This is a genomic window from Ideonella sp. sgz306126 (assembly GCF_056032705.1).
In genome coordinates this window covers 45,101-70,813 of the sequence record NZ_JBVYWP010000009.1, presented here as the reverse complement: position 1 = coordinate 70,813, position 25,713 = coordinate 45,101, and the positions used below count along the sequence as shown (strand labels likewise).

The 25,713-nt window shown below is 69.4% G+C and carries 26 protein-coding genes; 17 read left to right on the top strand and 9 right to left on the bottom strand.

Features of this window, described 5'->3' with window-relative positions; all coding sequences use genetic code 11:
• The 9 genes from AC0N04_RS18100 to dut all read left to right on the top strand — a co-directional run.
• A partial coding sequence (locus AC0N04_RS18100) for an ABC transporter ATP-binding protein (RefSeq protein ID WP_474283949.1) occupies positions 1–708 on the top strand: 708 nt, incomplete at its 5' end.
• A gap of 100 nt (positions 709–808) precedes the next feature.
• Positions 809–1,393, top strand: coding sequence for an FMN-binding protein (locus AC0N04_RS18095; RefSeq protein ID WP_474283947.1), 585 nt, complete (start codon positions 809–811; stop codon positions 1,391–1,393).
• Positions 1,393–2,151 carry an FAD:protein FMN transferase gene (locus AC0N04_RS18090; RefSeq protein WP_474283945.1) on the top strand — a complete coding sequence of 253 codons (759 nt, stop codon included), beginning with the start codon at positions 1,393–1,395 and terminating at the stop codon, positions 2,149–2,151. Before AC0N04_RS18095 ends, AC0N04_RS18090 begins: the two co-directional genes overlap by 1 nt.
• 21 nt (positions 2,152–2,172) lie before the next feature.
• The gene (locus tag AC0N04_RS18085; protein WP_474283943.1) at positions 2,173–2,679 is read left to right on the top strand and encodes a hypothetical protein; all 507 of its coding nucleotides are present in this window, start codon (positions 2,173–2,175) and stop codon (positions 2,677–2,679) included.
• 315 nt (positions 2,680–2,994) lie between these two features.
• Positions 2,995–3,855, top strand: a complete 861-nt coding sequence (asd, locus tag AC0N04_RS18080; protein ID WP_474283941.1) for an archaetidylserine decarboxylase — start codon at positions 2,995–2,997, stop codon at positions 3,853–3,855.
• Between the two features lie 100 nt (positions 3,856–3,955).
• Positions 3,956–5,545, top strand: coding sequence for a SulP family inorganic anion transporter (locus AC0N04_RS18075; protein ID WP_474283955.1), 1,590 nt, complete (start codon positions 3,956–3,958; stop codon positions 5,543–5,545).
• Positions 5,546–5,626: 81 nt separating this feature from the next.
• A complete protein-coding gene (locus tag AC0N04_RS18070) occupies positions 5,627–6,385 on the top strand; it encodes a UPF0149 family protein (protein ID WP_474283939.1) in 759 nt (252 codons plus the stop codon).
• Positions 6,382–7,617 (top strand): bifunctional phosphopantothenoylcysteine decarboxylase/phosphopantothenate--cysteine ligase CoaBC, encoded by a 1,236-nt coding sequence (gene coaBC / locus AC0N04_RS18065; protein WP_474283937.1) that lies wholly within the window; start codon positions 6,382–6,384, stop codon positions 7,615–7,617. Before AC0N04_RS18070 ends, coaBC begins: the two co-directional genes overlap by 4 nt.
• Before the next feature lie 16 nt (positions 7,618–7,633).
• The gene (dut, locus tag AC0N04_RS18060) at positions 7,634–8,083 is read left to right on the top strand and encodes a dUTP diphosphatase (protein WP_474283935.1); all 450 of its coding nucleotides are present in this window, start codon (positions 7,634–7,636) and stop codon (positions 8,081–8,083) included.
• 31 nt (positions 8,084–8,114) lie between these two features.
• Here the strand turns inward: dut and AC0N04_RS18055 are convergent, their stop codons facing one another.
• Positions 8,115–8,636: an FKBP-type peptidyl-prolyl cis-trans isomerase gene (locus AC0N04_RS18055; protein WP_474283933.1), complete on the bottom strand. Its 522-nt coding sequence runs from the start codon at positions 8,634–8,636 to the stop codon at positions 8,115–8,117.
• A gap of 49 nt (positions 8,637–8,685) precedes the next feature.
• Here AC0N04_RS18055 and AC0N04_RS18050 point away from each other — a divergent pair, with 49 nt between their 5' ends.
• The 3 genes from AC0N04_RS18050 to AC0N04_RS18040 all read left to right on the top strand — a co-directional run bounded on the left by AC0N04_RS18050 (position 8,686) and on the right by AC0N04_RS18040 (position 10,805).
• Positions 8,686–9,807: a JmjC domain-containing protein gene (locus tag AC0N04_RS18050; protein ID WP_474283931.1), complete on the top strand. Its 1,122-nt coding sequence runs from the start codon at positions 8,686–8,688 to the stop codon at positions 9,805–9,807.
• Positions 9,797–10,324, top strand: a complete 528-nt coding sequence (locus AC0N04_RS18045) for a hypothetical protein (protein WP_474283929.1) — start codon at positions 9,797–9,799, stop codon at positions 10,322–10,324. The genes AC0N04_RS18050 and AC0N04_RS18045 overlap by 11 nt, the downstream gene beginning before the upstream one ends.
• A 238-nt stretch (positions 10,325–10,562) precedes the next feature.
• Positions 10,563–10,805 (top strand): hypothetical protein, encoded by a 243-nt coding sequence (locus AC0N04_RS18040; protein ID WP_474283927.1) that lies wholly within the window; start codon positions 10,563–10,565, stop codon positions 10,803–10,805.
• A gap of 45 nt (positions 10,806–10,850) precedes the next feature.
• Here AC0N04_RS18040 and bamC read toward each other — a convergent pair whose 3' ends face one another.
• The 5 genes from bamC to AC0N04_RS18015 all read right to left on the bottom strand — a co-directional run bounded on the left by bamC (position 10,851) and on the right by AC0N04_RS18015 (position 14,929).
• Complete coding sequence (gene bamC / locus AC0N04_RS18035) at positions 10,851–11,945, bottom strand: outer membrane protein assembly factor BamC (RefSeq protein ID WP_474283953.1); 1,095 nt, start codon at positions 11,943–11,945, stop codon at positions 10,851–10,853.
• A 133-nt stretch (positions 11,946–12,078) separates the two neighbouring features.
• Positions 12,079–12,960: a 4-hydroxy-tetrahydrodipicolinate synthase gene (gene dapA, locus AC0N04_RS18030; RefSeq protein ID WP_474283926.1), complete on the bottom strand. Its 882-nt coding sequence runs from the start codon at positions 12,958–12,960 to the stop codon at positions 12,079–12,081.
• Positions 12,961–12,997: 37 nt separating this feature from the next.
• Positions 12,998–13,561 carry a class I SAM-dependent methyltransferase gene (locus tag AC0N04_RS18025; RefSeq protein ID WP_474283951.1) on the bottom strand — a complete coding sequence of 188 codons (564 nt, stop codon included), beginning with the start codon at positions 13,559–13,561 and terminating at the stop codon, positions 12,998–13,000.
• Entirely contained in the window at positions 13,561–13,695 is a 135-nt protein-coding gene (locus AC0N04_RS18020; protein ID WP_474283924.1) for a hypothetical protein, read from the bottom strand. The genes AC0N04_RS18025 and AC0N04_RS18020 overlap by 1 nt, the downstream gene beginning before the upstream one ends.
• A gap of 13 nt (positions 13,696–13,708) precedes the next feature.
• Positions 13,709–14,929 carry an MFS transporter gene (locus AC0N04_RS18015; RefSeq protein WP_474283923.1) on the bottom strand — a complete coding sequence of 407 codons (1,221 nt, stop codon included), beginning with the start codon at positions 14,927–14,929 and terminating at the stop codon, positions 13,709–13,711.
• Between the two features lie 120 nt (positions 14,930–15,049).
• Between AC0N04_RS18015 and AC0N04_RS18010 the strand changes: the two genes are divergently transcribed.
• The 4 genes from AC0N04_RS18010 to AC0N04_RS17995 all read left to right on the top strand — a co-directional run bounded on the left by AC0N04_RS18010 (position 15,050) and on the right by AC0N04_RS17995 (position 20,908).
• Positions 15,050–17,053, top strand: a complete 2,004-nt coding sequence (locus AC0N04_RS18010) for a DNA topoisomerase IV subunit B (RefSeq protein ID WP_474283921.1) — start codon at positions 15,050–15,052, stop codon at positions 17,051–17,053.
• 9 nt (positions 17,054–17,062) lie between these two features.
• Positions 17,063–17,848, top strand: coding sequence for a lytic transglycosylase domain-containing protein (locus tag AC0N04_RS18005; RefSeq protein ID WP_474283919.1), 786 nt, complete (start codon positions 17,063–17,065; stop codon positions 17,846–17,848).
• 28 nt (positions 17,849–17,876) lie between these two features.
• Entirely contained in the window at positions 17,877–20,198 is a 2,322-nt protein-coding gene (parC, locus tag AC0N04_RS18000; RefSeq protein ID WP_474283917.1) for a DNA topoisomerase IV subunit A, read from the top strand.
• 197 nt (positions 20,199–20,395) lie between these two features.
• Positions 20,396–20,908: a DUF1269 domain-containing protein gene (locus AC0N04_RS17995; RefSeq protein ID WP_474283916.1), complete on the top strand. Its 513-nt coding sequence runs from the start codon at positions 20,396–20,398 to the stop codon at positions 20,906–20,908.
• Between the two features lie 18 nt (positions 20,909–20,926).
• On the opposite strand, the gene ubiM is transcribed toward AC0N04_RS17995, so the two are convergent.
• From ubiM to AC0N04_RS17980, 3 genes are all read right to left on the bottom strand, one after another.
• Positions 20,927–22,162 carry a 5-demethoxyubiquinol-8 5-hydroxylase UbiM gene (ubiM, locus tag AC0N04_RS17990; protein WP_474283914.1) on the bottom strand — a complete coding sequence of 412 codons (1,236 nt, stop codon included), beginning with the start codon at positions 22,160–22,162 and terminating at the stop codon, positions 20,927–20,929.
• Between the two features lie 107 nt (positions 22,163–22,269).
• Positions 22,270–22,755, bottom strand: coding sequence for a disulfide bond formation protein B (locus AC0N04_RS17985; protein WP_474283912.1), 486 nt, complete (start codon positions 22,753–22,755; stop codon positions 22,270–22,272).
• A 2-nt stretch (positions 22,756–22,757) separates the two neighbouring features.
• The gene (locus tag AC0N04_RS17980; RefSeq protein ID WP_474283911.1) at positions 22,758–23,219 is read right to left on the bottom strand and encodes a RidA family protein; all 462 of its coding nucleotides are present in this window, start codon (positions 23,217–23,219) and stop codon (positions 22,758–22,760) included.
• Between the two features lie 48 nt (positions 23,220–23,267).
• On the opposite strand from AC0N04_RS17980, the gene AC0N04_RS17975 reads away from it, so the two are divergent.
• The gene (locus tag AC0N04_RS17975; protein ID WP_474283910.1) at positions 23,268–25,709 is read left to right on the top strand and encodes a DNA internalization-related competence protein ComEC/Rec2; all 2,442 of its coding nucleotides are present in this window, start codon (positions 23,268–23,270) and stop codon (positions 25,707–25,709) included.
• The last annotated feature ends 4 nt before the right edge of the window (positions 25,710–25,713 follow it).

The window sequence follows — 25,713 nt, the reverse complement described above, 5'->3', positions numbered from 1 at the left end:
CCCACCCTGCTCAAGGTCGCGGGCTTGAAGGTGGCCTACGGCGGCATCCAGGCCGTCAAGGGCGTGAGCTTCGAAGTGCGCCAGGGCGAACTCGTCAGCCTGATCGGGGCCAACGGCGCGGGCAAAACCACGACGCTCAAGGCGATCACCGGGATCCAGCCGGTGGCCGCAGGCGAGATCGAATTCCTGGGCAAGCCGATCAAGGGCCAGGGCGCCTGGGACCTGGCGCGCCAGGGGCTGGTGATGATCCCCGAGGGCCGGGGTACCTTCACCCGCATGACGATCACCGAGAACCTGCTGATGGGCGCGTACTGCCGCGGCGACGACGAGATCGAGCAAGACATCGACAAGGTGTTCGAGATCTTCCCGCGCCTGAAGGAGCGCGCGGCGCAGCTGGCGGGCACGATGTCGGGGGGCGAGCAGCAGATGCTGGCGATGGGCCGGGCGCTGATGGCGCGGCCCAAGGTGCTGCTGCTCGACGAGCCCAGCATGGGGCTGAGCCCCATCATGGTCGACAAGATCTTCGAGGTGGTGCAGACCATCCACGCGCAGGGCACGACGATGCTGCTGGTCGAGCAGAACGCCAGCCGTGCGCTGGGGCTGGCCGACCGGGGCTACGTCATGGAGTCCGGCGAGGTCACCATGACCGGCCCCGCACGCCAGCTCCTGGACGACCCCAAGGTCCGCGCCGCCTACCTCGGCGAGTGATTCACGGGCCCCGGGCGGGTCGTCACGCAGACCACGATCCCCATGGTCTTTGCTCAAAATAGTTAATGCGAATCGTTCGTGTTAACTGTAGAATTTCTTCATGAAATTCGACGCCATCGATCGGTTCGGGAGGAGGGGGATGCGCTTTTCCCTGGCCGGCCTCTCGGCCGTGGCGGGGGTGGTGATGCCCACGGCCGCTTTCGCAGTGGACTACCTGAGCCCGGACCAGGCGGCGCAGGCCTTGTTTCCGGAGGCCGATCGGTTCGAGGCGCACGAATGGGTGCTGGACGCTGCTCAGATGCAGGCGCTGAGCGCGCACGGCATCGATGCCCGATCCGAGCGCTGGGCCGTCCGGGTGGCTTGGCGGGGACGCCAAGCGCTGGGGTGGGTGGTCCTGGACGCCGTGGTGGGAAAGTTCGAACTGATCCACTACGCGGTCGGGATCGACGCGGGCGGTGCCGTCCGTCAGGTCGAGGTGCTGTCCTACAGCGAAAGCCACGGCGGGGAAGTGCGCCTGCCTGCCTGGCGTCGACAGTTTGTCGGCAAGACGGCGGCGTCGCCCCTGCGGCTGGGCGACGACATCGCCAGTATCAGCGGGGCCACGCTCAGTTGCAGCCATCTGACCGCTGGCGTGCGGCGTATTGTCGCGATCGTGGACCTGCTACGCCGCCAGGAGCACTCCTGATGTTTTGCGAGCCGCCGACCGGCTATTGCCGCCGCGCACGGCCGATGCTGGGCACGCTGGTCGAAGTGGGGGTGCCCAGGTCGATCGGACTGGGCGCCGTCGAAGCGGCATTCACCGCAGTCGCACAGGTGCAGCAAGCCCTGTCGCGCTTCGATCCGCAGAGCGACCTGGGGCGTTGGGAGGGCTTGGCGACCGGTGCGGGGCTGCGGGTCCGACCCGCGACCCAGCGGGTGCTGGCGGCGGCGCGCGCGCTGCAGCGGGCCAGTGCCGGCGTCTTCGATATCAGCCTGGGCAGCGGGCCCCGGAGCTGGCGTTGCGAGTCGGGCGTGCTTCATCGCCATGCGGCAGGCGCGGTGCTGGATGCCGGGGGCATCGCCAAGGGCCATGCCGTCGACTGCGCCGTGCGCGCTCTGCGGGCGGCCGGCTGCGTCGCCGGATGGGTCAATGCAGGCGGCGACCTGCGGGTGTTCGGGTCGATGGATCTGCCGGTCTGGCTGCGTGACGATGCGGGCGGAGGCGCCCGTCGCTGGGCGACGCTGGGCGACGCAGCGCTGGCAAGCAGCCATTTCGGTCCCGCCAGCCGCTCCCGCCTGGCGGGTGCCGAGTCCGACCGGGTGGACGTCTTGGCCGACGTGCGGGTCAGCGTGCTGGCGCCACGTTGCCTGTGGGCCGATGCGCTGACCAAGGTGGTGGCGGCCACCGGCGATGCGAACCACCCGGTGCTGGCCCGGTTGGGTGCGCGGGCGTTCCTGCACTGAGCGGCGTAGAGGTTGATCGCGATGATCCCGAGCCGTTCGCACGTCGGATTGGCGCCCTGGCACAAAGGGCTGCTGTGGCTGTCGGGGCTGCTTCTGCTGCTGAGTGGTCTGGGCTGGCTGGGGGTCCACTACCGCTGGGGTGCCGGGGCCGGGCCGTGGCCCGATCCGGCCGAGGGGAGACTGATGCGCTGGCATGGCGCCGGCGTGTTCCTGTCGCTGTTTGTCTGCGGACTGCTGGCCACCGGCCATGTCGGCATCGGCTGGCGCTGGACCGCTCACCCGCGCCGTCGTCGCCAACGACGCAGCGGGCTGATCTTGTGCGCTGCGCTGGCCTGGCTGATCGGCAGCGGGTACGGCCTGTACTACCTGGTGCCGGACGACGGGCGCCTGGCGTGGGGCCTGTGGCATGCCGGTGTCGGCGCAGGCTGGGCCGCTGTTGCCTGGTGGCATGTTGGCGCGGCCCGGCGGCGCGCTCGTGCCGGGTCGCATGGCCATCGGACCGAGGCCGGCGCGCCGGCGCGCTCCTGACCGGGCGGCTTGTCCCCGCCGGCCGTGCGCAAGCCTGTGGGCAAGTCGTGAGGCGATACGTCAAGTCCTTGCTGCGCCACGACTTTTGCTGGCTTGCCCGGTAATTGGGCAGCACGTGACCGCCTTGTCCCCACGGCAATGGGGCAAGCCTGTGGGTAAGTGGCGGCCAGCTTGGGCAAGTGCTTGATCGCACAGAGGATTTCTTCCCGTGCCACCAAAATAGGCAGGCCCGCCCACCACGCCAACCGGCGGCGCGCGGCTGCGGTGCCGACACTGGCCCTACACTGCACGGCTTGCCTGCCCCATGACCTGTCCGTGTCCGATCGCCTCGCTGTCCTACCCCAGTATTTGCTGCCCAAGCTGTTCCTCACCCGGCTGGCAGGGCGTTTTGCGCGGTGGCGCGGTGGCGCGTTGACCACCTGGGCCATCCGGCGTTTCGTCACGCGCTATCGGGTCGACCTGGCCGAGGCGGCCGCGTCGGATCCAGCCGCCTATGCCACCTTCAACGAATTCTTCACTCGTGCCTTGGCGCCCGGCGCGCGTCCCCTGGCGCACGCGGACCTGGTGTGCCCGGTGGATGGCGCCATCAGCCAGTTCGGCGCCATCGTCGCGGGTCGCATCTTCCAAGCCAAGGGCCATGACTACTCGGCGGCCGCGCTGTTGGGCGGCGACGCCGCTCTGGCGGAGGCCTTTGCCGGCGGCCACTTTGCGACCCTTTATCTGAGCCCGCGCGACTACCACCGTATCCACATGCCTTGCGATGGCGAGTTGCGCCGCATGATCCATGTGCCCGGCGCGCTGTTTTCGGTCAATCCGACCACGGCCCGAGGCGTCCCCGGCCTGTTTGCGCGCAACGAGCGCGTGGTCTGCCTGTTCGATGGCGACCGTGGCCCGTTTGCGATGGTGCTGGTGGGGGCCACGATCGTGGGCAGCATGGCGACGGTGTGGCAGGGCGTGGTGAATCCACCCCGACCCGGGACGTTGCGCGAGTGGCATTACGCGCCCGGTGCCACCGTGCTGCGCCAGGGGGAGGAGATGGGCCGCTTCCTGCTGGGATCGACGGTGGTGATGCTGTTCCCGGCGGGCGATCTTCGCTTCAACCCCGGCTGGGCGGAGGCCCGGCCTGTCCGCATGGGCGAGGCCATGGCGTGGCGCGCCGACGGGGGGCGGCCTTGATGCGCCCTCGGCGGGTCGTCGCCATGGAACCCGTGCCGCATCCCACGGTGCGATCGGCTTGCCGAGGCTGGCCGTCGTGCTGACCGACCTGCTCGCGGCCATGTCCGTGGCCGGTCTGCTGTTGCCGGAGGCGCTGGCGTATTCGTCGATTGCCCACCTGGCACCGCAGGCGGGCGTGATCGCCTTGCTGATCGGGTTGACGGTCTACGCGATGCTGGGCACCAGCCGCTTCGCGATCGTGTCGGCCACGTCCTCGTCGGCCGCGGTGGTGGCGGCGGCGACTGCCGCGTTGCTGCCCGAGCAGCCCGGCTTGCGTGCGGCACTGGCGGCGGGTCTGGTCATCATGGCCGGGCTGGCGTTGATGGGGGCGGCGGCGGCGCGCCTGGGCGCGGTGTCCAGCTTCGTCTCCAAGCCGGTGCTGCGGGGTTTCGCCTTCGGCCTGGCGCTGACCATCGTCATTCATCAGTTGCCGTATTGGTTCGGGGTCCAGCCGCACGCATCGTCGATCGCGGCCTACCTCTGGGAATTGCTACGGCGCTGGCGCGAATGGCACTGGCCCGACCTGACGATGGGCGCCGGCGCGTTGGCGTTGCTGTTTCTCATGGACCGCCGGCCGCGGTGGCCGGCGGCCCTGGGGGTGCTGGCACTGGGCACGGCGGTGGCCCAAGGAGACTTGTTCTCGCACGTCGCGCGGGTCGGCGTGATCGAGCTCGGCCTGGCCCGGCCCAGCGTGCCGCACCTGCCCGAGGCCGACTGGGCGCGGCTGGGAGAGATGTCGTTCGCGATGGTGCTGGTGCTGTTTGCGGAATCGTATGCGTCGATTCGCAATGCCGCCTTGCGCCATGGCGACGCCACGTCGCCCAACCGGGACCTGCTGGCACTGGGCGTGGCCAACCTGTTCAGCGGCTTGTTCCAGGGCATGCCGGTGGCGGCCGGGTTCTCGGCGACCGCGGCCAACGAGGCCTCCGGGCCGCAATCCCGCTGGGCGGGCGCGATGGCCGCCGGGTTGGTGCTTGGCGCGGCGATGCTGCTGCTGCCGGTGATCGCTTGGATTCCGGAGTGCGTGCTGGCGGCGGTCGTGATCCACGCCGTCAGCCACAGCCTGAACCCGGCGGTGTTCCGACCCTACATCGCATGGCAGCGCGACCGCCTGGTGCTGGTGGCGTCGGTGCTGGCGGTGCTGCTGCTGGGCGTGCTCGACGGTCTGCTGGTGGCGATGGGCGCCAGCCTGATGCTGGCGCTGCGCGATCTGACCCAGAGCCGGGTGAGCGAGCTGGTGCGGTTCCAGGGGGGACATGCGTTCGTCGACCGGGCGACCCACCCGGACGGTGCGCCCGAGCCGGGCCTGCTGATCCTGCGGCCCGAGGCGCCGCTGTTCTTCGCCAGCGCCGATGGCCTGATGGCCAGAATCCTGTCCATGACCGCCGCGCGGCCGGATGCCCGCATCGTCATCCTCAGCCTGGAGGAGACGCCGGATCTCGACGGCACCGGGTTGGAGGCCTTGAGGGATCTCGCTGCTCAGTTGGCGCGGCAGCAGGTTCAACTGCGGCTGACCCGCCTGCGCGAACCCGTGATCGCCCTGTTGCAGCGCGCGCGCCTGCCGGGGCTGTCGGCCGACGTGGTGGTGGCGCCCAGCGTCGACGACGCGGTCCGCGGCGCCTCGGACCGGGCACGCCCGCCCGCCGGGTAGGCGATGGATCCGTCCAGGCCGGGCATGCGACACTGGGCGCCGGATTTTTCACGATGGAGAGTCGCTGTGGCCGCGCCGCGCATGAGTACCGAGCAAGAGATCGAAGCGTTGGACGCGCTGTGCCAGCGCATGGCAGGCTTCGACGAAACGGTGTCGCTGGAATGGCTGGACGGTTACATGACCGCCCTGGTCGCCGGGCCGCGACGGATCGAGGCGGACGAATGGCTGCCCAAGTTCGGCGATGGCGTGTTCGCCCGCACTTTTGCCGATCCGGCCGATGCCGAGGCCGCGCGGCAGGTGATCGACGCGCGCTGGCAGGTGCTGGCCGATCAGCTCGATCCCGAGGCCTTGCTCGACGACACCGATGTGCTGCGTCTGGCACCGCTGATGATCGAACTCAGCGACGACGACAAGCAGCAACTGGTGGCGGACGGCCATGTGAAAGCCGAGGAGCTGGCGCTGCTGGAGCAGACCGGCGAGGTCTGGGCGATCGGCTTCATCGACGCGACCCGCGATTTTCCCGCCGACTGGCCCGAGGCCGATCTGGACACCGAGGACGGCCAGCTGTTCGACGAATGCATGCTGCGGGTGGTGTCGCTGACCTTGGACGACGAAGAGCTCAAGGAGGTCTTCGACGAGCTTTACGACGGTGAAGAGCTGACTCGCGACGAATTGATCCACGAAGCCCTGTACGCCGCGCAGGACATGCGCTTGTACTGGCTGGACCACGCCCCCAAGCCCCCGCCGCGGCGGGTCGGCGAGTTGCCGGGTCGCAACGACCTCTGTCCTTGCGGCAGCGGCAAGAAATTCAAGAAGTGCCACGGGGCACAGATGCAGTGAGCGCCACCGTGTTGCCTGAGCGGCTGGATCTGGGCGGTCGCCATCTCGTGCTCGGCCTGTCCGGCGGCATCGCCTGCTACAAGGCGGCCGAGTTGACGCGCGAACTGGCCAGGGCCGGTGCCAGCGTGCAGGTCGTGATGAGCGAGGCTGCCGAAGCCTTCATCACGCCGGTGACGATGCAGGCCTTGTCGAACCGGCCGGTCTATACCAGCCAGTGGGACGCGCGCGAACCCAATCGCATGGCCCACATCAACCTGTCGCGCGAGGCCGATGCGATCCTGATTGCGCCGGCCAGCGCCGATTTCCTGGCCAAACTGGTCCACGGCCGCGCCGACGATCTGCTGTCGCTGATGTGCCTGGCTCGGCCGAGCGAGCGCGTGCCGCTGCTGGTGGCGCCGGCGATGAACCGCGAGATGTGGGCCCACCCTGCCACCCAGCGCAATGTCGCCCAGCTTCGTCTCGATGGCGTCACCGTGCTCGGGCCGGCGGCCGGCGACCAGGCCTGCGGCGAGGTGGGCGACGGGCGCATGCTGGAGCCGGCCGAGTTGCGCGATGAGCTGATCGCTTTTCTTCAGCCCAAGCGCCTGGCGGGCCGACGTCTGCTGATCACTGCCGGCCCGACGTTTGAAGCCCTGGACCCGGTGCGCGGCCTGACCAACCATTCGAGCGGGAAGATGGGTTTCGCGATCGCCAGGGCGGCACAGGAAGCCGGCGCCGACGTCACGCTGGTGGCCGGGCCGGTGCATCTGCCCACACCGGCCCATGTCCACCGCGTCGATGTGCAGAGCGCCCGGCAGATGCTCGACGCGGTGCTGCGTGCCTTGCCGGGTCAGCATGCCTTCGTCGCCACTGCCGCGGTGGCCGATTGGCGACCTGCGCAGCAGCACGAACACAAGCTGAAAAAGGCGGGGTCAGGGCAGGCCCCGGTGCTGGCGATGACCGAGAACCCCGACATCCTGGCGACGGTGGCGGCGCTGCCCTCGCACCCCTTCTGCGTCGGCTTCGCGGCGGAAAGCCAGGACGTGTTGCGCCTGACCAGCGAGAAGCGCGTGCGCAAGAACGTGCCGCTGCTGGTCGGCAACCTGGGACCGGCCACGTTTGGCCAGGACCACAACGCCTTGTTGCTGGTCGATGCGGACGGCCACCGGGAACTGCCGCGTGCCGACAAGCTGACGCTGGCCCGCGAACTGATCGCCGAGATCGCACGCCGCCTGCCCCCTGAAACGCCGTGAAACGGCCGAAACCTCGATGACGACGATTGACCTGAAAGTGCTGGATGCCCGCATGGCGGACCAGCTTCCCGCCTACGCCACGCCTGGCAGTGCCGGACTGGACTTGCGTGCCTGCCTGGACCAGCCGCTGGTGCTGGAGCCGGGCCAGACCGCGCTGATTCCGACCGGGCTGGCGATCCACATCGCCGACCCCGGTCTGGCGGCCATGATCCTGCCGCGCTCGGGCCTGGGCCACAAGCACGGCGTGGTGCTGGGCAATCTGGTCGGCTTGATCGACTCGGACTACCAGGGCCCGCTGATGGTCAGTTGCTGGAATCGCGGCGCCTCGGCATTCACCGTCCAGCCGCTCGAACGCATCGCCCAGATGGTGATCGTTCCGGTGGTGCAGGCCCGTTTCCGACGGGTGGATGCGTTCTCGGCCAGCGACCGCGCCGAAGGCGGCTTCGGCTCGACCGGCACGGCCTGATCGGGCCGCGCCCAGGCTCGCCGCTCCGCGCTCAGTGCAACGGCTCGCCCGACGGGGCGCCCTGCAACACCGACAGTGCCGATTCGCCCACGCTGCGGGCGTCCCGTTCGCGCCGCGTCGCCTCGCGCACATCGACGACCTTCAGGTGCAGACGCAGCGCCATGCCGGCCAAGGGATGGTTCGCATCCAGAACCACGTGCTCGGGGTACACATCGGTGACGGTGTAGATCAGGTCGCCGGGCATGCCTTCGGTGACAGCGCCTTCGGGCAGCCCTTCGATCTGCATGCCGGCCTCGATCGTCTCGGGAAACAAGGCGCGGGATTCGAAACACACCAGCTCGGCGTCGTAGTCGCCGAAGGCATTCTCGGGCTCGAGATGCAACTGGGCCTCGAAGCCGGCCGATCGACCCGCCAGGGCTTCCTCCACCTTGGGCAGCAGGTCGTCGCCGCCGTAGAGAAATTCGACCGGGTCCACGAGTTCGTCGATCAATTGGCCTTGGGCGTCCGATAGCGTCCAGGTCAGGGTCACGACACAGGGAGAGGTGATGTCCATCAAGAGATGATCGCACACGGCATGGGAGTCGCGAGCGACAATCCGCGCCATGGATGTGGATCAGCCGTTGAGTTTGCTGGGCGGGCTGTCGCCGACCCAGTTCATGCGCCGCTTCTGGCAAAAGAAGCCCTGCCTGATCCGTCAGGCCGTGCCCGGCGCCGTCCCGCCACTGGGGCGCACCGATTTGTTTTCGCTGGCCGGACGCGACGATGTCGAGTCGCGCCTCCTGGTGCAATCGGCGGGCGCCTGGCGACTGCGCCATGGGCCGTTCAGCCGCCGTCAGATTCCCCCGTTGGGCCAGTCGGGATGGACCCTGCTGGTGCAGGGTCTGGATCTGCACGTGGCGGCCGCCCATGATCTGCTGAGCCGGTTCCGTTTCGTGCCCGAAGCCCGGTTGGACGACCTGATGATCAGCTACGCCAGCGATGGCGGTGGCGTCGGTCCCCACACCGACTCATACGACGTGTTTCTGCTCCAGGTGCACGGGAGCCGGCGTTGGCGGGTCGGGCCGGTCAGGCAACCGAGGTGGGTGCCCGGCAAGCCGGTGAAGATCCTGGCCGACTTCGAACCCGATCAGGAATGGCTGCTGGAGCCCGGCGACATGCTGTACCTGCCGCCGCGCTGGGGGCATGACGGCGTTGCGGTCGGACCGGACTGCATGACCTGCTCGATCGGTTTTCGCACGCCGACGCCGACCGAAACTGCCCGGGACGTGCTGCAGCGGATGATCGACGCGCTGGAGTCACCGGAGCAGGAGGCCCACTATCGCGACCCGGCCGGCAGCGCCACCGCCACGCCGGGACGGATTCCTGCGGCCTTGCAGCAGTTCGCGGCGCAGGCCGTGGTGGAGGCGCTCAACGATGCCCGCAGCCTGGCCTGTGCGTTGGGAGAGTCGCTCACCGAGCCCAAGGCCAATGTCTGGTTTGGCGGCGGCGAAGCCTTGCGGCCGGGACAAGGCGTCCGGCTGGACGCCCGCTCGCGGATGATGTATGACGATCATCATGTCTTCATCAACGGCGAATCATTTCGGGCGTCGGGACGGGATGCCGCGCTGATGCGGTCCCTTGCCGACGAGCACTGCCTGGTGGCGAAGCGGGTGGCTTCGCTCAGCGAGCCGGCGCAGGCCTTGCTGGACGACTGGGCCGTCAGCGGCTGGGTCCATGGCGCCTGATCCCACCGGTTCCGGCCCGGCGGCCGAGTGGCCTGCCTGCGGCGCGTTCGATACGCGCGCCGAGTTCCAGGCGGCCGTGCGAGGCATCGTGCAACAGGCGAGGGCACGTGGCGTGCGGCGCATGTGGTGGGTCAGTCCGACGGCCTTCGAAGGCTGGCCGGTCGACGAGCCGGCGTTGCTGGAGGCGCTCACCGCCTGGGCGGGTCACCGGGCGGTCGAGTTGACCTGGCTCAGCGGCGATTTCGAGGCGCTCAGGCGCGACAAGCCACGTTTGACGCGCTGGCGTCAGAACTGGGCGCATCGCCTGACCTGCCTCAGTCCGCTGGACTTGTCGGGAGGCAGTCTCGACAGCTTGTTGCTGGTGGATGAGCATCTGCTCGTCCAGGTCAACGATCTGATCCACTGGCGGGGGCGCATCAGCGACGAGCGTCAAGACATTGTCCTGGCGAAGGAAAGGCTTGATGCTGTTTTGCAACGTTCGGCAGCGTCCTTTCCAGTCACCACGCTGGGAATCTAGGGAAGGTACCTAGCTTGGGTATAATCGAAGGCTAGGCACAGAAGTGGACTTATTGTTGCGGCTCGAGCGCGGCAAGCATTTCTGGACCTTTAAGAGGAGGAGGCACGCACGAACAGCGGGCTTCCAGAATTACCGGTAATTTTGTTCGACTCTTTTGTTTTGAGGAATTTCATGAACAAGTCGCTCCTGCTGGCATCCCTGATCGCTGTTGCCGCCCTGACCGCCTGTGGCAAGAAGGATGACGCTGCTGCCCCCGCCGCTGACGCTGCTGCTTCGGCTGCCGCGACCGCCGTTGACGCTGCTGCTTCGGCTGCCGCTCCTGCTGTGGACGCTGCTGCTTCGGCTGTCGCCGGTGCTGCTTCGGACGTCGCCGGTGCCGCTTCGGCCGTGGCTGACATGGCTGCTTCTGCCGCCTCGAAGTAATTCGACGCGCGCTTTGAGCGCCCGTGAAAAAGCCGCCCTCGGGCGGCTTTTTATTTGACGCTTGCACCGAACCGGATCGGCGTCGGGCCGATCCATCGTCCGCTCAGAACTTCAGCTCATCCACCAGCAAGCCGACGATGCGTTGCGCGTTGGCCGAGTTGTCGGGTGCGCCAACGTCGTTGAGCACCGACACCGTGGTCTTGTCGCCCGAGGTCTTCAAGGCGATGCGGAAGCGCACCGGTGCCGCATCTTTCTTGCCGCCGAACAGGCGGCTGAAGAAATTGGGCTCTTCGGAGCCGGCCGACTTCGGATCGGCATAGCGCACGAAGTACAGCATCTGGGCATGGTCCCGGTCCTCGACGGTGAATCCGCTGCGGTCCAGCGCCAGGCCCACGCGGCGCCACGCCGGCTCCAGCGCGTCGTCCACCTCCAGGGCCGCACCGGCCTGTCCGCTGAGCTTGCGGGCCTTGTCGGCCGCCACCACGACCGGACTCGTCGTGGCCGTCGCTCCCTGAGCCGACGTGCCGGCCGTGGGGGCGGGCGCGCCGAGCGCCACCATCATCCGGGTCAGCATTTCGGTCTCGAGGCCGGGGTCGGACGGCCGGTTGGTCCAGGTGGTCGAACCGTCGTCATGGTTCTTGGTGGTGTAGACCTCCTCCAAACCCTGGTGCGTCACGTAGATTTCGGTGCCGTGGGCCGTGCGTTCGAGCCGGGTCCGGAACTTGTCGCGTTCGCCGGTCGAATACAGGCTGTCGACCAATTTGCCGAGCGTCGCGCGGATGATGTCCTGCGGCAGCTTGGCGCGGTTCTCGGCCCAGTCGGTCTCCATCACGCCGGCCTGCGGATCGTCCTTGGTGAGCGTGAAGCCGCGGGCCAGCCAGAACTGGCGGATCTGCGGGTACAACGCGTCCGCCGATTGCGGCGCCACCAGCCAATGGGTGCTGCCGTCCCGTTCGAGATGGAAGCTGCCGACCTGTTGCGGCGCCACGCCCTCGCTGGCCACGGCGGCGGCTTGCGTGCCCTTTTGTTGCGCCAGCGCGTTGGCGCTGACGCTGCCGGCCTGCGGCAGGTAGCGACCATCGCGAACCAGCGGCGTCAGGTCCGGCGGGACTTCCAGCGCCGCGGTCTTCTGCGCCCCGGCGCCGTAATCGATCTTGTCGCCGGACATCGCTTTTTCGACCGACGAGCAACCGCCCATGCCCAGGGCCAGCAGCAGGACGGCGGCGCGCACGGGGGTTGACGCAAAGGCTTGTTTCACTTCGTGGATCTCCGGCTGGCCATCACCCAGGTGAGGGCCTTCAAAACAGGGTTGGAAAGGGGCTCTGGGGCGGTCAGAGCAGGCCGCATTCGCGCAGCGCGCCACCCACCAGGGCCTGACCGGCTTCGGTCAGCTCCGACAAGGGCAGGCGCAGCACATCGCGGCAGCGGCCCATTTGCGCCAGCGCCCACTTGGTGGGAGCCGGGCTGTTCTCGCAGAACAGATGGCGATGAACTGGCAGCAGGCCGAGGTGCAGTTCGCGGGCCTTGCGCAGGTCGCCGGCCAGCGCGGCTGCGCACAGCTCGTGCATGCGCCGCGGCGCGACGTTGGCGGTCACGCTGACGTTGCCGTGGCCTCCCAGCAGCATCAGCGCCACGGCGGTGCCATCGTCGCCCGAGAAGATCGAGAAACCCTTGGGCGCATGCTTGATCAGCCAGGCCGCGCGCTCGATGTTGCCGGTGGCTTCCTTGATGCCGAAGATGCCCGGCACCTGAGCCAGCCGCAGCACCGTCTCGTGCTGCATATCGGCCACGGTGCGGCCGGGCACGTTGTACAGCATCACCGGGATGTCCACCGCCTCGGCGATCGCCTTGAAGTGCCGATACATGCCTTCCTGCGAGGGCTTGTTGTAGTAGGGCACGACCTGCAGCGTGCAGTCGGCGCCGACCTGCTTGGCGAACTTCGACAACTCGATGGCTTCTTTGGTGGAGTTGGCCCCGGCGCCGGCCATGATCGGCACCCGGCCTTTCGCATGCTCGACTGCGACACGGATGATTTCGCAATGCTCGTCCACCGTCACCGTGGCCGACTCGCCGGTGGTGCCGACGACGCAAATCACGTCGGTGCCTTCGGCGATGTGCCAGTCGATCAGCGAGCGCAGTGCAGCGTAATCGACGCTGCCGTCTTCCTGCATCGGCGTCACGAGCGCGACGATGCTGCCAACAATGGGTTTCATCCTGAATTCCTAGAAGATCGTTGATTCTAGCCACCCGTCACGGTCGTACCGGGGCGTCGGGCAAGCGGGATCGGTCCGGGGGCTGCGGGTCGGCTGTGTCGCGGCGCGCGGCGATCCGCTGGACGAAGCTGGGCGGATGTTCCAGGTAGCCCTCCTCGTAACCCAGCACCCTCAACGGTGCGGTTGCGGCGAGCAGTTCGCCGGGCCGCAGCAGGAATTCGGCGCGGCTGGGTCGCCCCAGTGCCTCGTGTCCGGACGCAAAGGTCTCGTAAAGGAGCAGGCCGCCGGGGGCCACGCTGGCCACGATGACCGGGAGCAGCGGCCGCCAGAGGTAGCGGGTCACGACGACGACGTCGAAGCGCCGTCCGGCCAGCGGCCAGGGCTGCTGCTCGAGATCCGCCAGGATCATCTCGCCGCGATCGGCCACGGTGGCCAGCGCGGCAGCATCGCGATCGACGCCGGTGACCGCGTGCCCCCGTGCGGCCCACCAGCGAAGGTGGCGTCCGCCGCCGCAGGCCAGATCCAGCACTGTGGCCCGGGGCGGGGCCAGGTGAGCCCAACGGGTGACCCAGTCGGACGGTGGGCTCGCTGGCGTGGACATCATCCGAAGCAACCCCAGAACCGGTTGCTGAGGTCAACCACCGTGTGCGGGTCCAGGTAGGCCCAGAACACGAGGGCCAGCGCGCCAGCGACGGCCAGGCCCACGAGCCAGCGGCGTCCGATCGGGTCCCTCATCGCCCAGCCACCGTCATGCCGCCGCGGTGGCGGCGCGTCGCAGGGGCACCTCGCGCACCGGCATGTTGGCCAGCGCGGCGAAGACGCCCAGCGCCACCGCGATCCACCACACCACGTCGTAACTGCCGGTGCGGTCGTAAAGGCGTCCGCCGAGCCAGACGCCCATGAACGAGCCGAGCTGATGGCTGAGGAACACCAGGCCGCCCAGCATCGACATGTGCTCGACGCCGAACACCTGGGCCACCACGGCATTGGTGGGGGGCACGGTCGACAGCCACAGAAAGCCCATCACCGACGCGAAGGCATAGACGCTGCTCGGCGTGACGGGCAGGCTGATGAAGGCCACGATGGCGATCGAGCGCAGCAGATAGATGGCCGACAGGATGTGCCGCTTGGCCATGCGCTGGCCCAGCGAGCCGGCCAGGTAGGTGCCGAAGACGTTGAACAAGCCGATCAAGGCCAGCGCAGTGGTGGCCACCTGCGGGCTCAGCCCCTTGTCGCGCAGATAACTGGGCATGTGCACGCCGATGAACACCACCTGGAAGCCGCACACGAAATAGCCTGCCGTCAGCCAGCGGAAGCTAGGATTCGAGACCGCTTCACGCAGCGCGGCGCCGATGCCTTGGCTCGCGAGCTGCGGGCCGACCGACCGCCTGGGCTCCCTCAGGCCGATGGCCAGCGGCGCGATCGCCAGCGCGGCGCAGCCCAGCACAAACAAGGCGTCCTGCCAGCCCCAGTGGCTGATCAGCCAGTTCTCCACCGGCACCATCAGGAACTGGCCGAACGATCCCGCGGCGGCGGCCACACCCATCGCCCAGGAGCGCCGATCTGCGGCCACGTTGCGGCTGATCACGCCGTAGATGACGGCATAGGTCGTGCCCGATTGCGCCATGCCCAGCATCACGCCGGCGCTGCCGGTGAAGGCGAGGCCGGAGGTGGACAGGGCCATCAGCACCAGCCCCAGCGCATACAGCAGCGAGCCGACGATCAGCACCCGGAACGCACCGAATCGGTCGGCCAGCATGCCGGCGAACGGGCCTGCCAGGCCCCACGCGATGTTCTGCACGGCCAGGGCGAACGCGAAGTTCTCGCGACTCCAGCCGCGATCCATCGTCATCGGCTGCAACCACAGGCCGAAGCCGTGGCGTATCCCCATCGACAGCGTCACGATCAGGGCGCCGCAGAGCAGGACCTGGTTCATCGACAGGGGTTTCACAGAGGCCTGGGCGTCCATGGTGGCACTGTAGCGGATGGCGTTCAGGGGCGTGGAGCCCGGGGCACTCGGCGCTGCCAACAGGCGGCGAACTGGATGCAACCACAGCCCGGACTGGCGGCGTCCCTACAATCGCCGCCCATGGCGACCCGTTCCACTTCCTCCACCGCAGCAGCGCCGGCCTATGGCGAAGCCTCGATCCGCGTGCTCAAGGGCCTGGAGCCCGTCAAGCAGCGGCCTGGCATGTACACCCGCACCGACAACCCCTTGCACACCGTGCAGGAGGTCATCGACAACGCGGCCGACGAGGCCCTGGCCGGCTTCGGCAAGCGCATCGCCGTGACGCTGCACGCCGACGGTTCGGTCAGCGTCGACGACGATGGCCGCGGCATCCCCTTCGGCCTGCACCCGGAGGAGCAGGTGCCGGTGGTCGAGATCGTGTTCACGCGGCTGCACGCGGGCGGCAAGTTCGACAAGGGCTCGGGCGGCGCCTACAGCTTTTCCGGCGGCCTGCACGGCGTGGGCGTCAGCGTCACCAACGCGCTGGCCAGGCGCCTGCAGGTCAGCGTGTGGCGCGATGGGCAGATGGCCTCGCTGGCCTTCTCCGGCGGCGACGTGATCGAAGCGCTGGCGGTGCGCGCCAGTGCGCCGGGCGAGCGCAGGCACGGCACGTCGGTGCGCGTCTGGCCCGACGCCAAGTACTTCGAGTCGGCCGAACTGCCCAGGAACGAGCTGATGCACCTGCTGCGCAGCAAGGCGGTGCTGATGCCGGGGGTGATCGTCTCGCTGACGACCGAAAAGACCGGCCGCAATGAGGAAGAGCGCCAGACCTGGACCTACAAGGGCGGGCTGCGCGACTACCTGCAGCAGTCGCTGCCCGCCGAGCCGATGATCCCGCTGTTCGAAGGCGAGCATTACGCCGCCGACGGCGAGACCGAGAACTTCGCCGAGGGCGAGGGAGCGGCCTGGTGCGTGGCCTTCACCGAAGACGGCACGCTGCTGCGCGAAAGCTACGTGAACCTGATCCCCACCGTCGCCGGCGGCACCCACGAGGCCGGACTGAAGGACGGCCTGTTCGGCGCCGTCAAGGGCTTCATCGACCTGCATTCCTTGCTGCCCAAGGGCGTCAAGCTGATGCCCGAGGACGTCTTCTCGCGCGCCAGCTTCGTGCTCAGCGCCAAGGTGCTGGACCCGCAGTTCCAGGGCCAGACCAAGGAGCGGCTCAACAGTCGCGACGCGCTGCGCCTGGTCTCCGGCTACGTCAAGCCCGCGCTGGAGCTGTGGCTCAACCAGCACGTCGAGCACGGCAAGAAGCTGGCCGAGCTGGTGATCAAGCAGGCCCAGACCCGCCAGCGCGCCAGCCAGAAGGTCGAGAAGCGCAAGGGCTCGGGCGTGGCCGTGCTGCCGGGCAAGCTCACCGATTGCGAAAGCAAGGACATCGCGCTCAACGAGTTGTTCCTGGTCGAGGGCGATTCGGCCGGCGGCAGCGCCAAGATGGGCCGCGACAAGGAGACTCAGGCCATTCTGCCGTTGCGCGGCAAGGTCCTGAACTCGTGGGAGGTGGAGCGCGACCGGCTGTTTGCGAACAACGAGATCCATGACATCTCGGTGGCCATCGGCGTCGATCCGCACGGTCCCGGCGACACGCCGGACCTGTCCGGGCTGCGCTACGGAAAGATCTGCATCCTCAGCGACGCCGACGTCGATGGCTCGCACATCCAGGTGCTGCTGCTGACGCTGTTTTTCCGCCATTTCCCCAAGGTCATCGAGACCGGCCACATCTTCGTCGCCAAGCCGCCGCTGTTCCGCGTGGACGCGCCGGCGCGCGGCAAGAAACCCGCGGCCAAGATCTATGCGCTGGACGAGGGCGAGCTGGAGGCGGCGCTCGACAAACTGCGCAAGGAAGGCGCGCGCGACGGCAGCTGGAGCATCAGCCGCTTCAAGGGCCTGGGAGAAATGAGCGCCGAGCAACTGTGGGACACCACGCTCAACCCGGACACGAGGCGTCTGCTGCGGGTCGAATACGGCGCGCTGGACTTCGGCGCGACCGTGGACAGCATGGGCAAGCTGATGGGCAAGGGCGAGGCCCAGGCCCGGCGCGACCTGATGGAACTGCACGGCGACTCGGTCGATGTCGATGTCTGAGCGGATGCGATGGCAAGCGACGATCACCGCCGCCCGCCGATGGGCCTGAACGCCGCCAGTCTGGCGTCCCGGCTGCGGGCCGTCCTGGCAGGCGGCTGGCTGGTCGGCCTCAGCGCGTTCGCCTGGGGCCATGCGCTCGCGCTGTACGGCTACGTCGATGGTGCCGGCGTGGCGCATTTCGCGGACCACCGCGTCGACGGCCGCTATGCCCCGGTGCTGGCGAATCGGCGCGACGACGCATCGCACGTCGTGGACAAGACCATGCAGCCGGCCACGCTGCTGACCTGGCTGGAATTCGCACCCGAAGTCCGTGCCGCTGACCCGTGGCTGGAACGCGCGTCCCGCGCCACCGGGGTCGACACCGAACTGCTGAAGGCGGTGATCGCCGTCGAATCCGGCTACCGCAACGACCTGACCTCGGCGCATGGTGCGATCGGCCTGATGCAGATCACCCCCGACACCGGCGACCGCTACGCCACGCCGGCCGAGCGGAGCGCCATGTCGGCCGTGCAGCGCCTGCACGATCCCGCGATGAACGTGATGACGGGCGCCCGCATGCTGGCCGACCTGACCCGCCGCTACCGCAGCATCGCCGTCGCGTTGGCCGCCTGGAACGCCGGCGAGGCCGCGGTGCGCAGGGCTGGGCGCACGGTGCCCGACATCGCCGAAACCCAGGCCCACGTGCATCTGGTGCTGGAGCTTTACTGGGCCTTGCTTCAGCAACGCCAGCAGGGCCGCGCCCACGCGGTGAGTCTGGTGCCGACCCCGGCCACCCCTTCGATCGCGCTGCGCTGAAGCGCGGCCGACACGCTTGAATCGATCCATGGAACAAACCACGCTTTCATTCGCTCCGCCCGACGGCGGGAACGACAACGCGATCACCCTGGCCCACTACGCCGAACGCGCCTACCTGGAATACGCGCTCAGCGTGGTCAAGGGCCGCGCCCTGCCCGACGTGTGCGATGGCGCCAAGCCGGTGCAGCGCCGCATCCTGTACGCGATGCAGCGCATGGGCCTGGGCCATGGTGGCTCGGGCGGCGCGCCCAAGCCGGTCAAGAGCGCCCGGGTGGTGGGCGACGTGCTGGGCAAGTTCCACCCGCATGGCGACACCGCGGCCTACGACGCGATGGTGCGCATGGCGCAGGACTTCGCGCTGCGCTATCCGCTGATCGACGGCCAGGGCAACTTCGGCAGCCGCGACGGCGACGGCGCGGCCGCGATGCGCTACACCGAAGCGCGCCTGGCGCCCATCGCCCGGTTGCTGCTGGACGAGCTCGACGAAGGCACGGTCGATTTCGTGCCCAACTACGACGGCTCGTTCGACGAGCCGCGCCAGCTGCCGGCGCGCCTGCCCTTCGTGCTGCTCAACGGCGCCAGCGGCATCGCCGTGGGCCTGGCCACCGAGATCCCCAGCCACAACCTGCGCGAGGTGGCGGCGGCGGCGGTGGCGCTGATCCGCAACGACAAACTCGACGACGAGGAACTGTTCGCGCTGCTGCCGGGCCCCGACTATCCGGGCGGCGGCCAGATCATTTCCAGCGCGGCCGAGATCCGCGACGCCTACGCCGGTGGCCGCGGCAGTCTGAAGGTGCGGGCGCGCTGGAAGATAGAAGACCTGGCGCGCGGCCAGTGGCAGCTGGTGGTGACCGAGCTGCCGCCGGGCTGCAGCTCGCAGCGCGTGCTGGAAGAAATCGAGGAGCTGACCAACCCCAAGGTCAAGGCCGGCAAGAAGGCGCTCGGCAGCGAACAGGTGCAGCTCAAGGCGAGCGTGCTGGCGGTGCTGGATGCCGTGCGCGACGAATCGAGCAAGGACGCGCCGGTGCGCCTGGTGTTCGAGCCCAAGAGCCGCACCGTGGAGCAGCCCGAGCTGATCACCACGCTGCTGGCCCACACCAGCCTGGAGACCAGCGCGCCGATCAACCTGACCCTGGTCGGGCTGGACGGCCGGCCCACGCAGAAGAGCCTGCGCCAGATGCTGAGCGAATGGGTGGCCTTCCGCCAGACCACGGTGCAGCGCCGCACCCAGCACCGGCTGCAGAAGGTGCTGGACCGCATCCACATCCTCGAAGGCCGGCAGCTGGTGCTGCTGAACATCGACGAGGTGATCCGCATCATCCGCCACGCCGACGAGCCCAAGCCGGCGCTGATCGAACGCTTCAAGCTCAGCGATCGGCAGGCCGAGGACATCCTCGAAATCCGCCTGCGCCAGCTGGCGAGGCTGGAGGCGATCAAGATCGAACAGGAGCTGAAGGGCCTGCGCGAGGAGCAGCAGAAACTGGACGAGATCCTGGGCAGCCCGGCGGCGCTCAAGCGCACGCTGATCAAGGAGATCGAGGCCGATGCCAAGCAACATGGCGACGAGCGCCGCACGCTGATCCAGGCAGAAAAGCGGGCGGTGGCCGAGCTGAAGATCGTTGATGAGCCGGTCACCGTGGTGGTCAGCCTGAAGGGCTGGGCGCGCGCGCTCAAGGGCCACGAGGTCGACGCCAGCACGCTGAGCTTCAAGGCCGGCGATGGCCTCTATGGCACCTTCGCGTGCCGCCGTGTCGACACGCTGTACGTGTTCGGCTCCGGCGGGCGCGTCTACAGCGTCGCGGTGGCCGGGCTGCCCGGCGGGCGGGGCGACGGCCAGCCCATCACCAGCCTGATCGATCTGGAAGCCGGCACCCAGGTGGCGCATTGCGTCGCCGGGCCGGCCGAGCAGATCCTGCTGCTGGCCAACAGCGGCGGCTTCGGTTTGCTGGCCCAGCTGTCCGACCTGGGCAGCCGCCAGAAGGCGGGCAAGAGCTTTCTCACGTTCGACGCCGGCGACCGCCTGTTGCCGCCGGTGACGGTGCTGCCGGAGCACACCCAGGTGGCCTGCCTGGCCCAGAGCGGCCGGCTGCTGGTCTTCCCGCTGTCCGATCTGAAGCGCCAGCCCAACGGGGGGCGGGGCCTGACCCTGATGGACGTGGATGCCAAGGACCCGCTGATTTCTGTGGCAACGTTCACCCAGCAGCTGCGCGTGCTCGGCAGCGGCCGTGGCGGCAAGGAGAAGGATGAACTCGTCAAGGGGGCCGCGCTGGCCGGCCATGCGGGCAAGCGGGCCCGCAAAGGACACCAGGTCGAAGGCGTGATGAAGGTGGCGCGGGTGCTCGCGGCGTGAGCGGCGCGCCCGGCGGGAGACGCTGCTGGCAGCAGGGGCATCGCCGCCCCGTTGACAGCCCCGCCAGGGCGGCGTAAACCCGTTCGCACTTGCGCGTCAGCCCGCGTGCCGGACCGCCCCGGTCCGGGCTGGGCGCGAGTCGGCGCCGGCGGCGGGTCGGCACGATCACCGGAGGCGAGGGCGGCCGAGGAGACACCATGCGCAGACGCCTTTATGTCGTGTTGCCGGATCAGGCCAGTGCCCGCCGCGTGGCGGATGAGTTGTTGCTGGCCCGGATCGACGACCGCCACATGCACTTTCTCAGCCGCCGCGATCAGGCGCTGGCGCCGCTTCACGAAGCCGGCGTCCTGCAGAAGACGGATTTGCGGCACGCCTTCTTCCTGGGCGGCGGCCTGGGGGTGGTGGGCGGCGCGATGCTGGGCGTGTACCTCAAGCTCACGCCGCTGTGGGGTCAGGTGTTCGATGTTGGCACCCTGATGCTGTGCGTGCTGGGAGGGGCCGTGCTCGGGGCCTGGGGCGCCACCTTGATCGGCGTGTCGACGCCGAACGTCAAGCTGCGCCGGTTCGACGCCGATCTGGCGGCGGGCCGCATCCTGTTGATGGTCGACGTGCCGGTGGCCCGGCTGGTGGAAATTCAGCGCCTGCTGGCCTATCGCAACCCCGAGGCGGTCGATCGCGGCATCGACCTGACGATGCCGGTGTTTCCCTGAGTCGACCCGCCACCCCGATCAGGAGTCTGCCGCGAACGGTGGCCAGCGCAGCAGCGGGGCCGGGCGATGGCCGGTCAGCTGCCGCGTGATCGCCGCCTTCAACGGTGGCAGGCGGCGAGCCAGCTCCACCACCACGCTGCGCGCAGTCTGCGCCATCGGGCGGTCGTCGGTGAACAACTGCACGATGGCATTGGTGCCCAGGTAGATGGGCAGGGTCACGCGACGGTGCGTGGCGGCGTAGGCCTCGAGCGCCGGGGCATCGCCCAGGTCCGCGCCGGCCTGCCGCGCCCGCGCGAGTTCGCCGGCCAGCGTCTCGATGCCGTAAAGGCCGAAGTTGTAGCCGTGGGCGGTGACCGGGTGCATGCCCACCGCGGCGTCGCCGATGAGGGCGAACCGGGCCGCGGTGAAGCGTTGGGCGTAGACGGCCACCAGCGGGTAGCTGTGGCGCGCGCCGGCCCGCTGCATCGCGCCCAGCCGGTGTCCGAACTCGCGCTCGACCGCGGCGGCGAAGTCGGTGTCGCTCAGCGCCATCAGCGCCGCGGCGCCTTCGCTGCCGACGGTCCAGACCGCCGACGACTGGCGTCCGGCCATGGGCAGCATGGCCAAGGTGTGGCCGTGCAAAAAGCACTCGTGGGCGATGCCCTCGTGATCGCGCTCGTGGCCCATGCGGCAGACGATCGCGGTGCGACCGAAATCCAGATGTCGCGCGCCGATGCCGGCCAGGCGCCGCAGCGTCGAAAACCGGCTGTCGGCGGCGACGACCAGCGGCGCCTCCAGGGCGCGACCGTCGGCCAGCGTGACGCTGGCGCGGTCGCGGTCGCGCAGCAGCGCGACGACACGGGCGTCACCTTCGATCGTGACCTGCCCGGCGCGGGCGTTGGCGCCGGCAAAACAGGCCTGGCGGATGCGATGGTTGGGGACCAGCCAGCCCAGCGCGTCGTGTCCTTGGTCGCGAGCGTCGAAAGGCAGCACCAGCGGCGAGCTGCCGTTGGTGACCTGCGCCTTCTTCAGCGGGGCGATCTCGTCGGCAGGCAGGAGATCCCACAGGCCCAACGTGGTCAGAATGCGGCGCGAGCGGTGGGTCAGCGCGATGTCGCGGCCGTCTTCCAGCGGCGCTGCCAGCGATTCACGCGGCGCCTGTTCCAGCACATGGGCACGCAGACCGGCGTCGGCCAGTGCACACGCCAAGGCCAGGCCCGCCGGGCCGGCGCCGACGATCAGGACGTCGGTGGAGAAAGAAGTCGATGGGGTCATCGGTAAGCTCTTGGCCGACCCGACGGGGCCGGCTTGGGGAGCCGGCAGTGTCGCGGCCCGCGACCGCCGCGGGCTTGACCCGTGTCAGCTTTCGCAGTCTTTGCGCCTCAGCGACGGCGCGTGGCGACCCGCAGGCAGACCAGCGCACACAGCGCGAACAAGGCTGCACTCCAGTAAGCGTAGGGCACGCCCAGCACGCTCACCGCCGCGTCGGCACACGACACCTGGGGCTCGAAAATGGCGGGCGCCAGATCGAGCAGCCCTAAATCGCCAAGAATGCGATCGGCCAAGGTCAAGTGGCAGGACGGGCTGGCGGCCGCCACCAGTTGCTGCCACAGCGCGCTGGCGATGCCGCTGAGCGCGAACAGCGCGCCGGCGGCCGCCAGCGTGCGGCGCAGCGTGATCGACGGCAGCGCCGCGGCGGTCAGCGCGAGGACCGCCACCACCAGGAAGATCAGCCGCTGCAAGGTGCACCAGGGGCAGGGCAGCATGCCGAACTGGTACTGCGACACCAGCGCAGCGGTCACCGCCGCCACGCACAGCACCGCCACCGTCACCAGCGCCGGCCGCGGCTGTCCGAACCAGGCGTTCATGATCAGGCCTTCAACTCGGCGATCAGTTCGATCTCGACGCAGGCGCCCATCGGCAACTGGGCCACGCCGAACGCGCTGCGCGCGTGGGCGCCGACGGTCGGACCGAAGACCTCGCCCAGCAGTTCGGAGCAGCCGTTGGTGACCAGGTGCTGTTCGGTGAAGAGCGGGGTGCTGTTGACCAGGCTCATCACCTTGACGATGCGGGCGACGCGCTGCAGATCGCCGCAGGCCGCCTGCAGCGTGCCCAGCAGGTCGATGGCCACGGCGCGGGCGGCGGCCTGGCCCTGCTCGGTGCTCATGTCCCGTCCCAGCTGACCCATCCAGGGCTTGCCGCCCTGCTTGGCAATGTGACCGGACAGGAAGACCAGCGAGCCCGTCTGGACGAACGGGACATAGGCGGCGGCGGGGATGGCCAGGGGCGGCAGTTCAAGCCCCAGCGCCTTCAGGCGCTCAGCGACAGACATGGGTTTCTCCGGTCGACAACAAGGAATCCGGTCATCCTACACTGAGGCATGCAACGCGCTCAGGGAGGAGTCATCGCCGTTGCAGCCGGGGCCTGGATGGCCGGTGTGGGCCTGCAATTGCAGCAGCCTGCGCTGTGGCCGTCGTCTCGATACGGCGCCATCGTGGGCCTGGCCCTGGCGGTGCTGGTCGCGGCTCGTTGGGCCTGGGCTGCGCGCGGCCTGCTGGGTCCGGGCCTGCTGGCCCTGGGCCTGGCCGCCGCCGGGTTTGGCAGCACCGGCGTGCGCGCCGTTGGGCGCATGTCCGATGTCCTGGCGCCGTCGCTCGAAGGGATCGACCTGGTGGTCGAAGGCCGAGTGGCCGACATGCCGCAGGTCGATGCCGACGGCCTGCGCTTCCCCTTCGATGTGACTCGGGCCTGGTGCGATGGCCGGCCGGTTGCCCTGCCGGGCCGCTTGTGGCTGGGCTGGGGGCGCGGCTGGCAGGACGATGTGCCCGACGCCGGGCCGCCGCCACCCTTGGCCGGTGGCCAGGCGTGGCAATTGCCGGTGCGGCTGCGCCGGCCGCATGGCACGATGAACCCAGGGGGCTTCGACGCGGAGTTGTGGCTGTTCGAGCAGGGCATCGGCGCGGTGGGCTCGGTGCGACCGGCCGCCCGGGTCGCGCCGCGCTGGTTGGCCGGGCCCCGCGGCTGGGCGCCGTCCGACCTCGTGTCCGCGCTTCGGCAGCGGCTGCGCGACGCCATCCTGCTGCATCCGGGAGACGGCCGCGTCGAAGGCGTGCTGGCGGCGCTGGCGGTGGGCGACCAGTCGGCGATCGACAGCCGCGACTGGGACCTCTTCCGAACCACCGGCGTCGCCCATCTGATGAGCATCAGCGGCCTGCACATCACGCTGTTCGCATGGCTTGCGGCGCGGGCCGTCGGTGCCTTGTGGCGGCGCTCGGCGCGGCTGATGTACCGGCTGCCCGCGCCGACCGCCGCGCGCTGGGGTGGGCTGGCGCTGGCGCTGGGCTACAGCGCGTTGGCGGGCTGGGGGGTGCCGGCGCAGCGCACGGTGCTGATGCTGGGCGTCACCGTGGGGCTGCTCAGCCTGGGCCTGCGCTGGCCGCCGTTGCTGGTCTGTCTGGTGGCGGGTGCGGCCGTCGGCCTGGCCGATCCGTGGGCCCTGCTGCAACCGGGCTTCTGGCTGTCCTTCATGGCGGTGGCGCTGTTGATGGCGTCCGAGCCGCAGCCGGCGGCTCAGCCGGCACCGGCTGTGCCGCAGCGCTGGCGCTTGGCGTGGTTGCGCCAGGCCCTGGGGGAGGGCGTCCGCGCGCAGGCGGTGGCGACGCTGGGGCTGGCGCCGCTCGGCATGGTGTTCTTCCAGCAGGTGTCGCTGGTGGGCTTCCTGGCCAATCTGGTCGCCGTGCCGGTGGTGACCTTCGTCGTCACGCCCCTGGCCTTGGCGGGCATGATCTGGCATCCATTGCTCACGCTGGCGGGCGTCGCCCTGATGCCGCTGATGCACGGGCTGGCCTGGCTGGGGGCGCTGTCCTGGGCCTCCTGGCCGGTGCCCGAGGCGTCCTGGCCGGCGGTGGTGCTGGCGCTGCTGGGCGGCGCGGTGCTGGTGATGCCGCTGCCGCCCTGGTCGCGGGTCCTGGGGCTGCCCCTGCTGCTGCCCTTGCTCTGGCCTGCGCTGGCGCGCCCGTCACCCGGGCACTTCGAACTGCTCGCTGCCGACGTGGGGCAGGGCAGTGCGGTGCTGGTGCGCACGGCGCATCATTTGCTCGTGCACGACGCCGGACCGCAGTACGCACGCGACAGCGACGCCGGACGCCGTGTGCTGTTGCCGTTGATGCAGGCGCTGGGCGAGCGCCGGATCGACGAACTGGTGCTCAGCCACAGCGACACCGATCACGTCGGCGGGGCGCCGGCGCTGTTCGAGCGGATGCAGGTGCTGCACCTTCGCAGTTCGCTGGCTGCGGCCCACCCGCTGCGCCACCGCGGCGTCGCGCAGACCGAGTGCGCGGCCGGGCAGCACTGGGACTGGGATGGCGTGCATTTCGAGGTCTTGCATCCGCGTGTCGGCGCGGTGGCGGCGGGTGGGCGATCGAACAGTCTCAGTTGCGTGCTGCGGGTGCAGGGTGGAGATGGCCGCAGTGCCTTGCTGACCGGCGACATCGAGGCCGCACAGGAGGCCGACCTGGTATCGCGGCTGGGCGCTGCCTTGCGCACCGACGTGCTGGTGGTGCCGCACCACGGCAGCCACACCTCGTCGTCGCAGGCGTTCCTCGAAGCGGTGCGGCCCCGCGTGGCCGTGATTCAGGTCGGCTACCGCAGCCGCTTCGGCCACCCTCATGCCGAGGTGCTGGCGCGCTACCGGGCCCTGGGCATCAATGTGGTGCGGACGGACCAATGCGGTGCGTGGTGGTGGGATGATCAGGGCGCACGATGCACGCGGGCCGTGCGCCGCCGTTACTGGCACTGGCAGCCGGCTGTTTCGCGGCCCTGAAGCT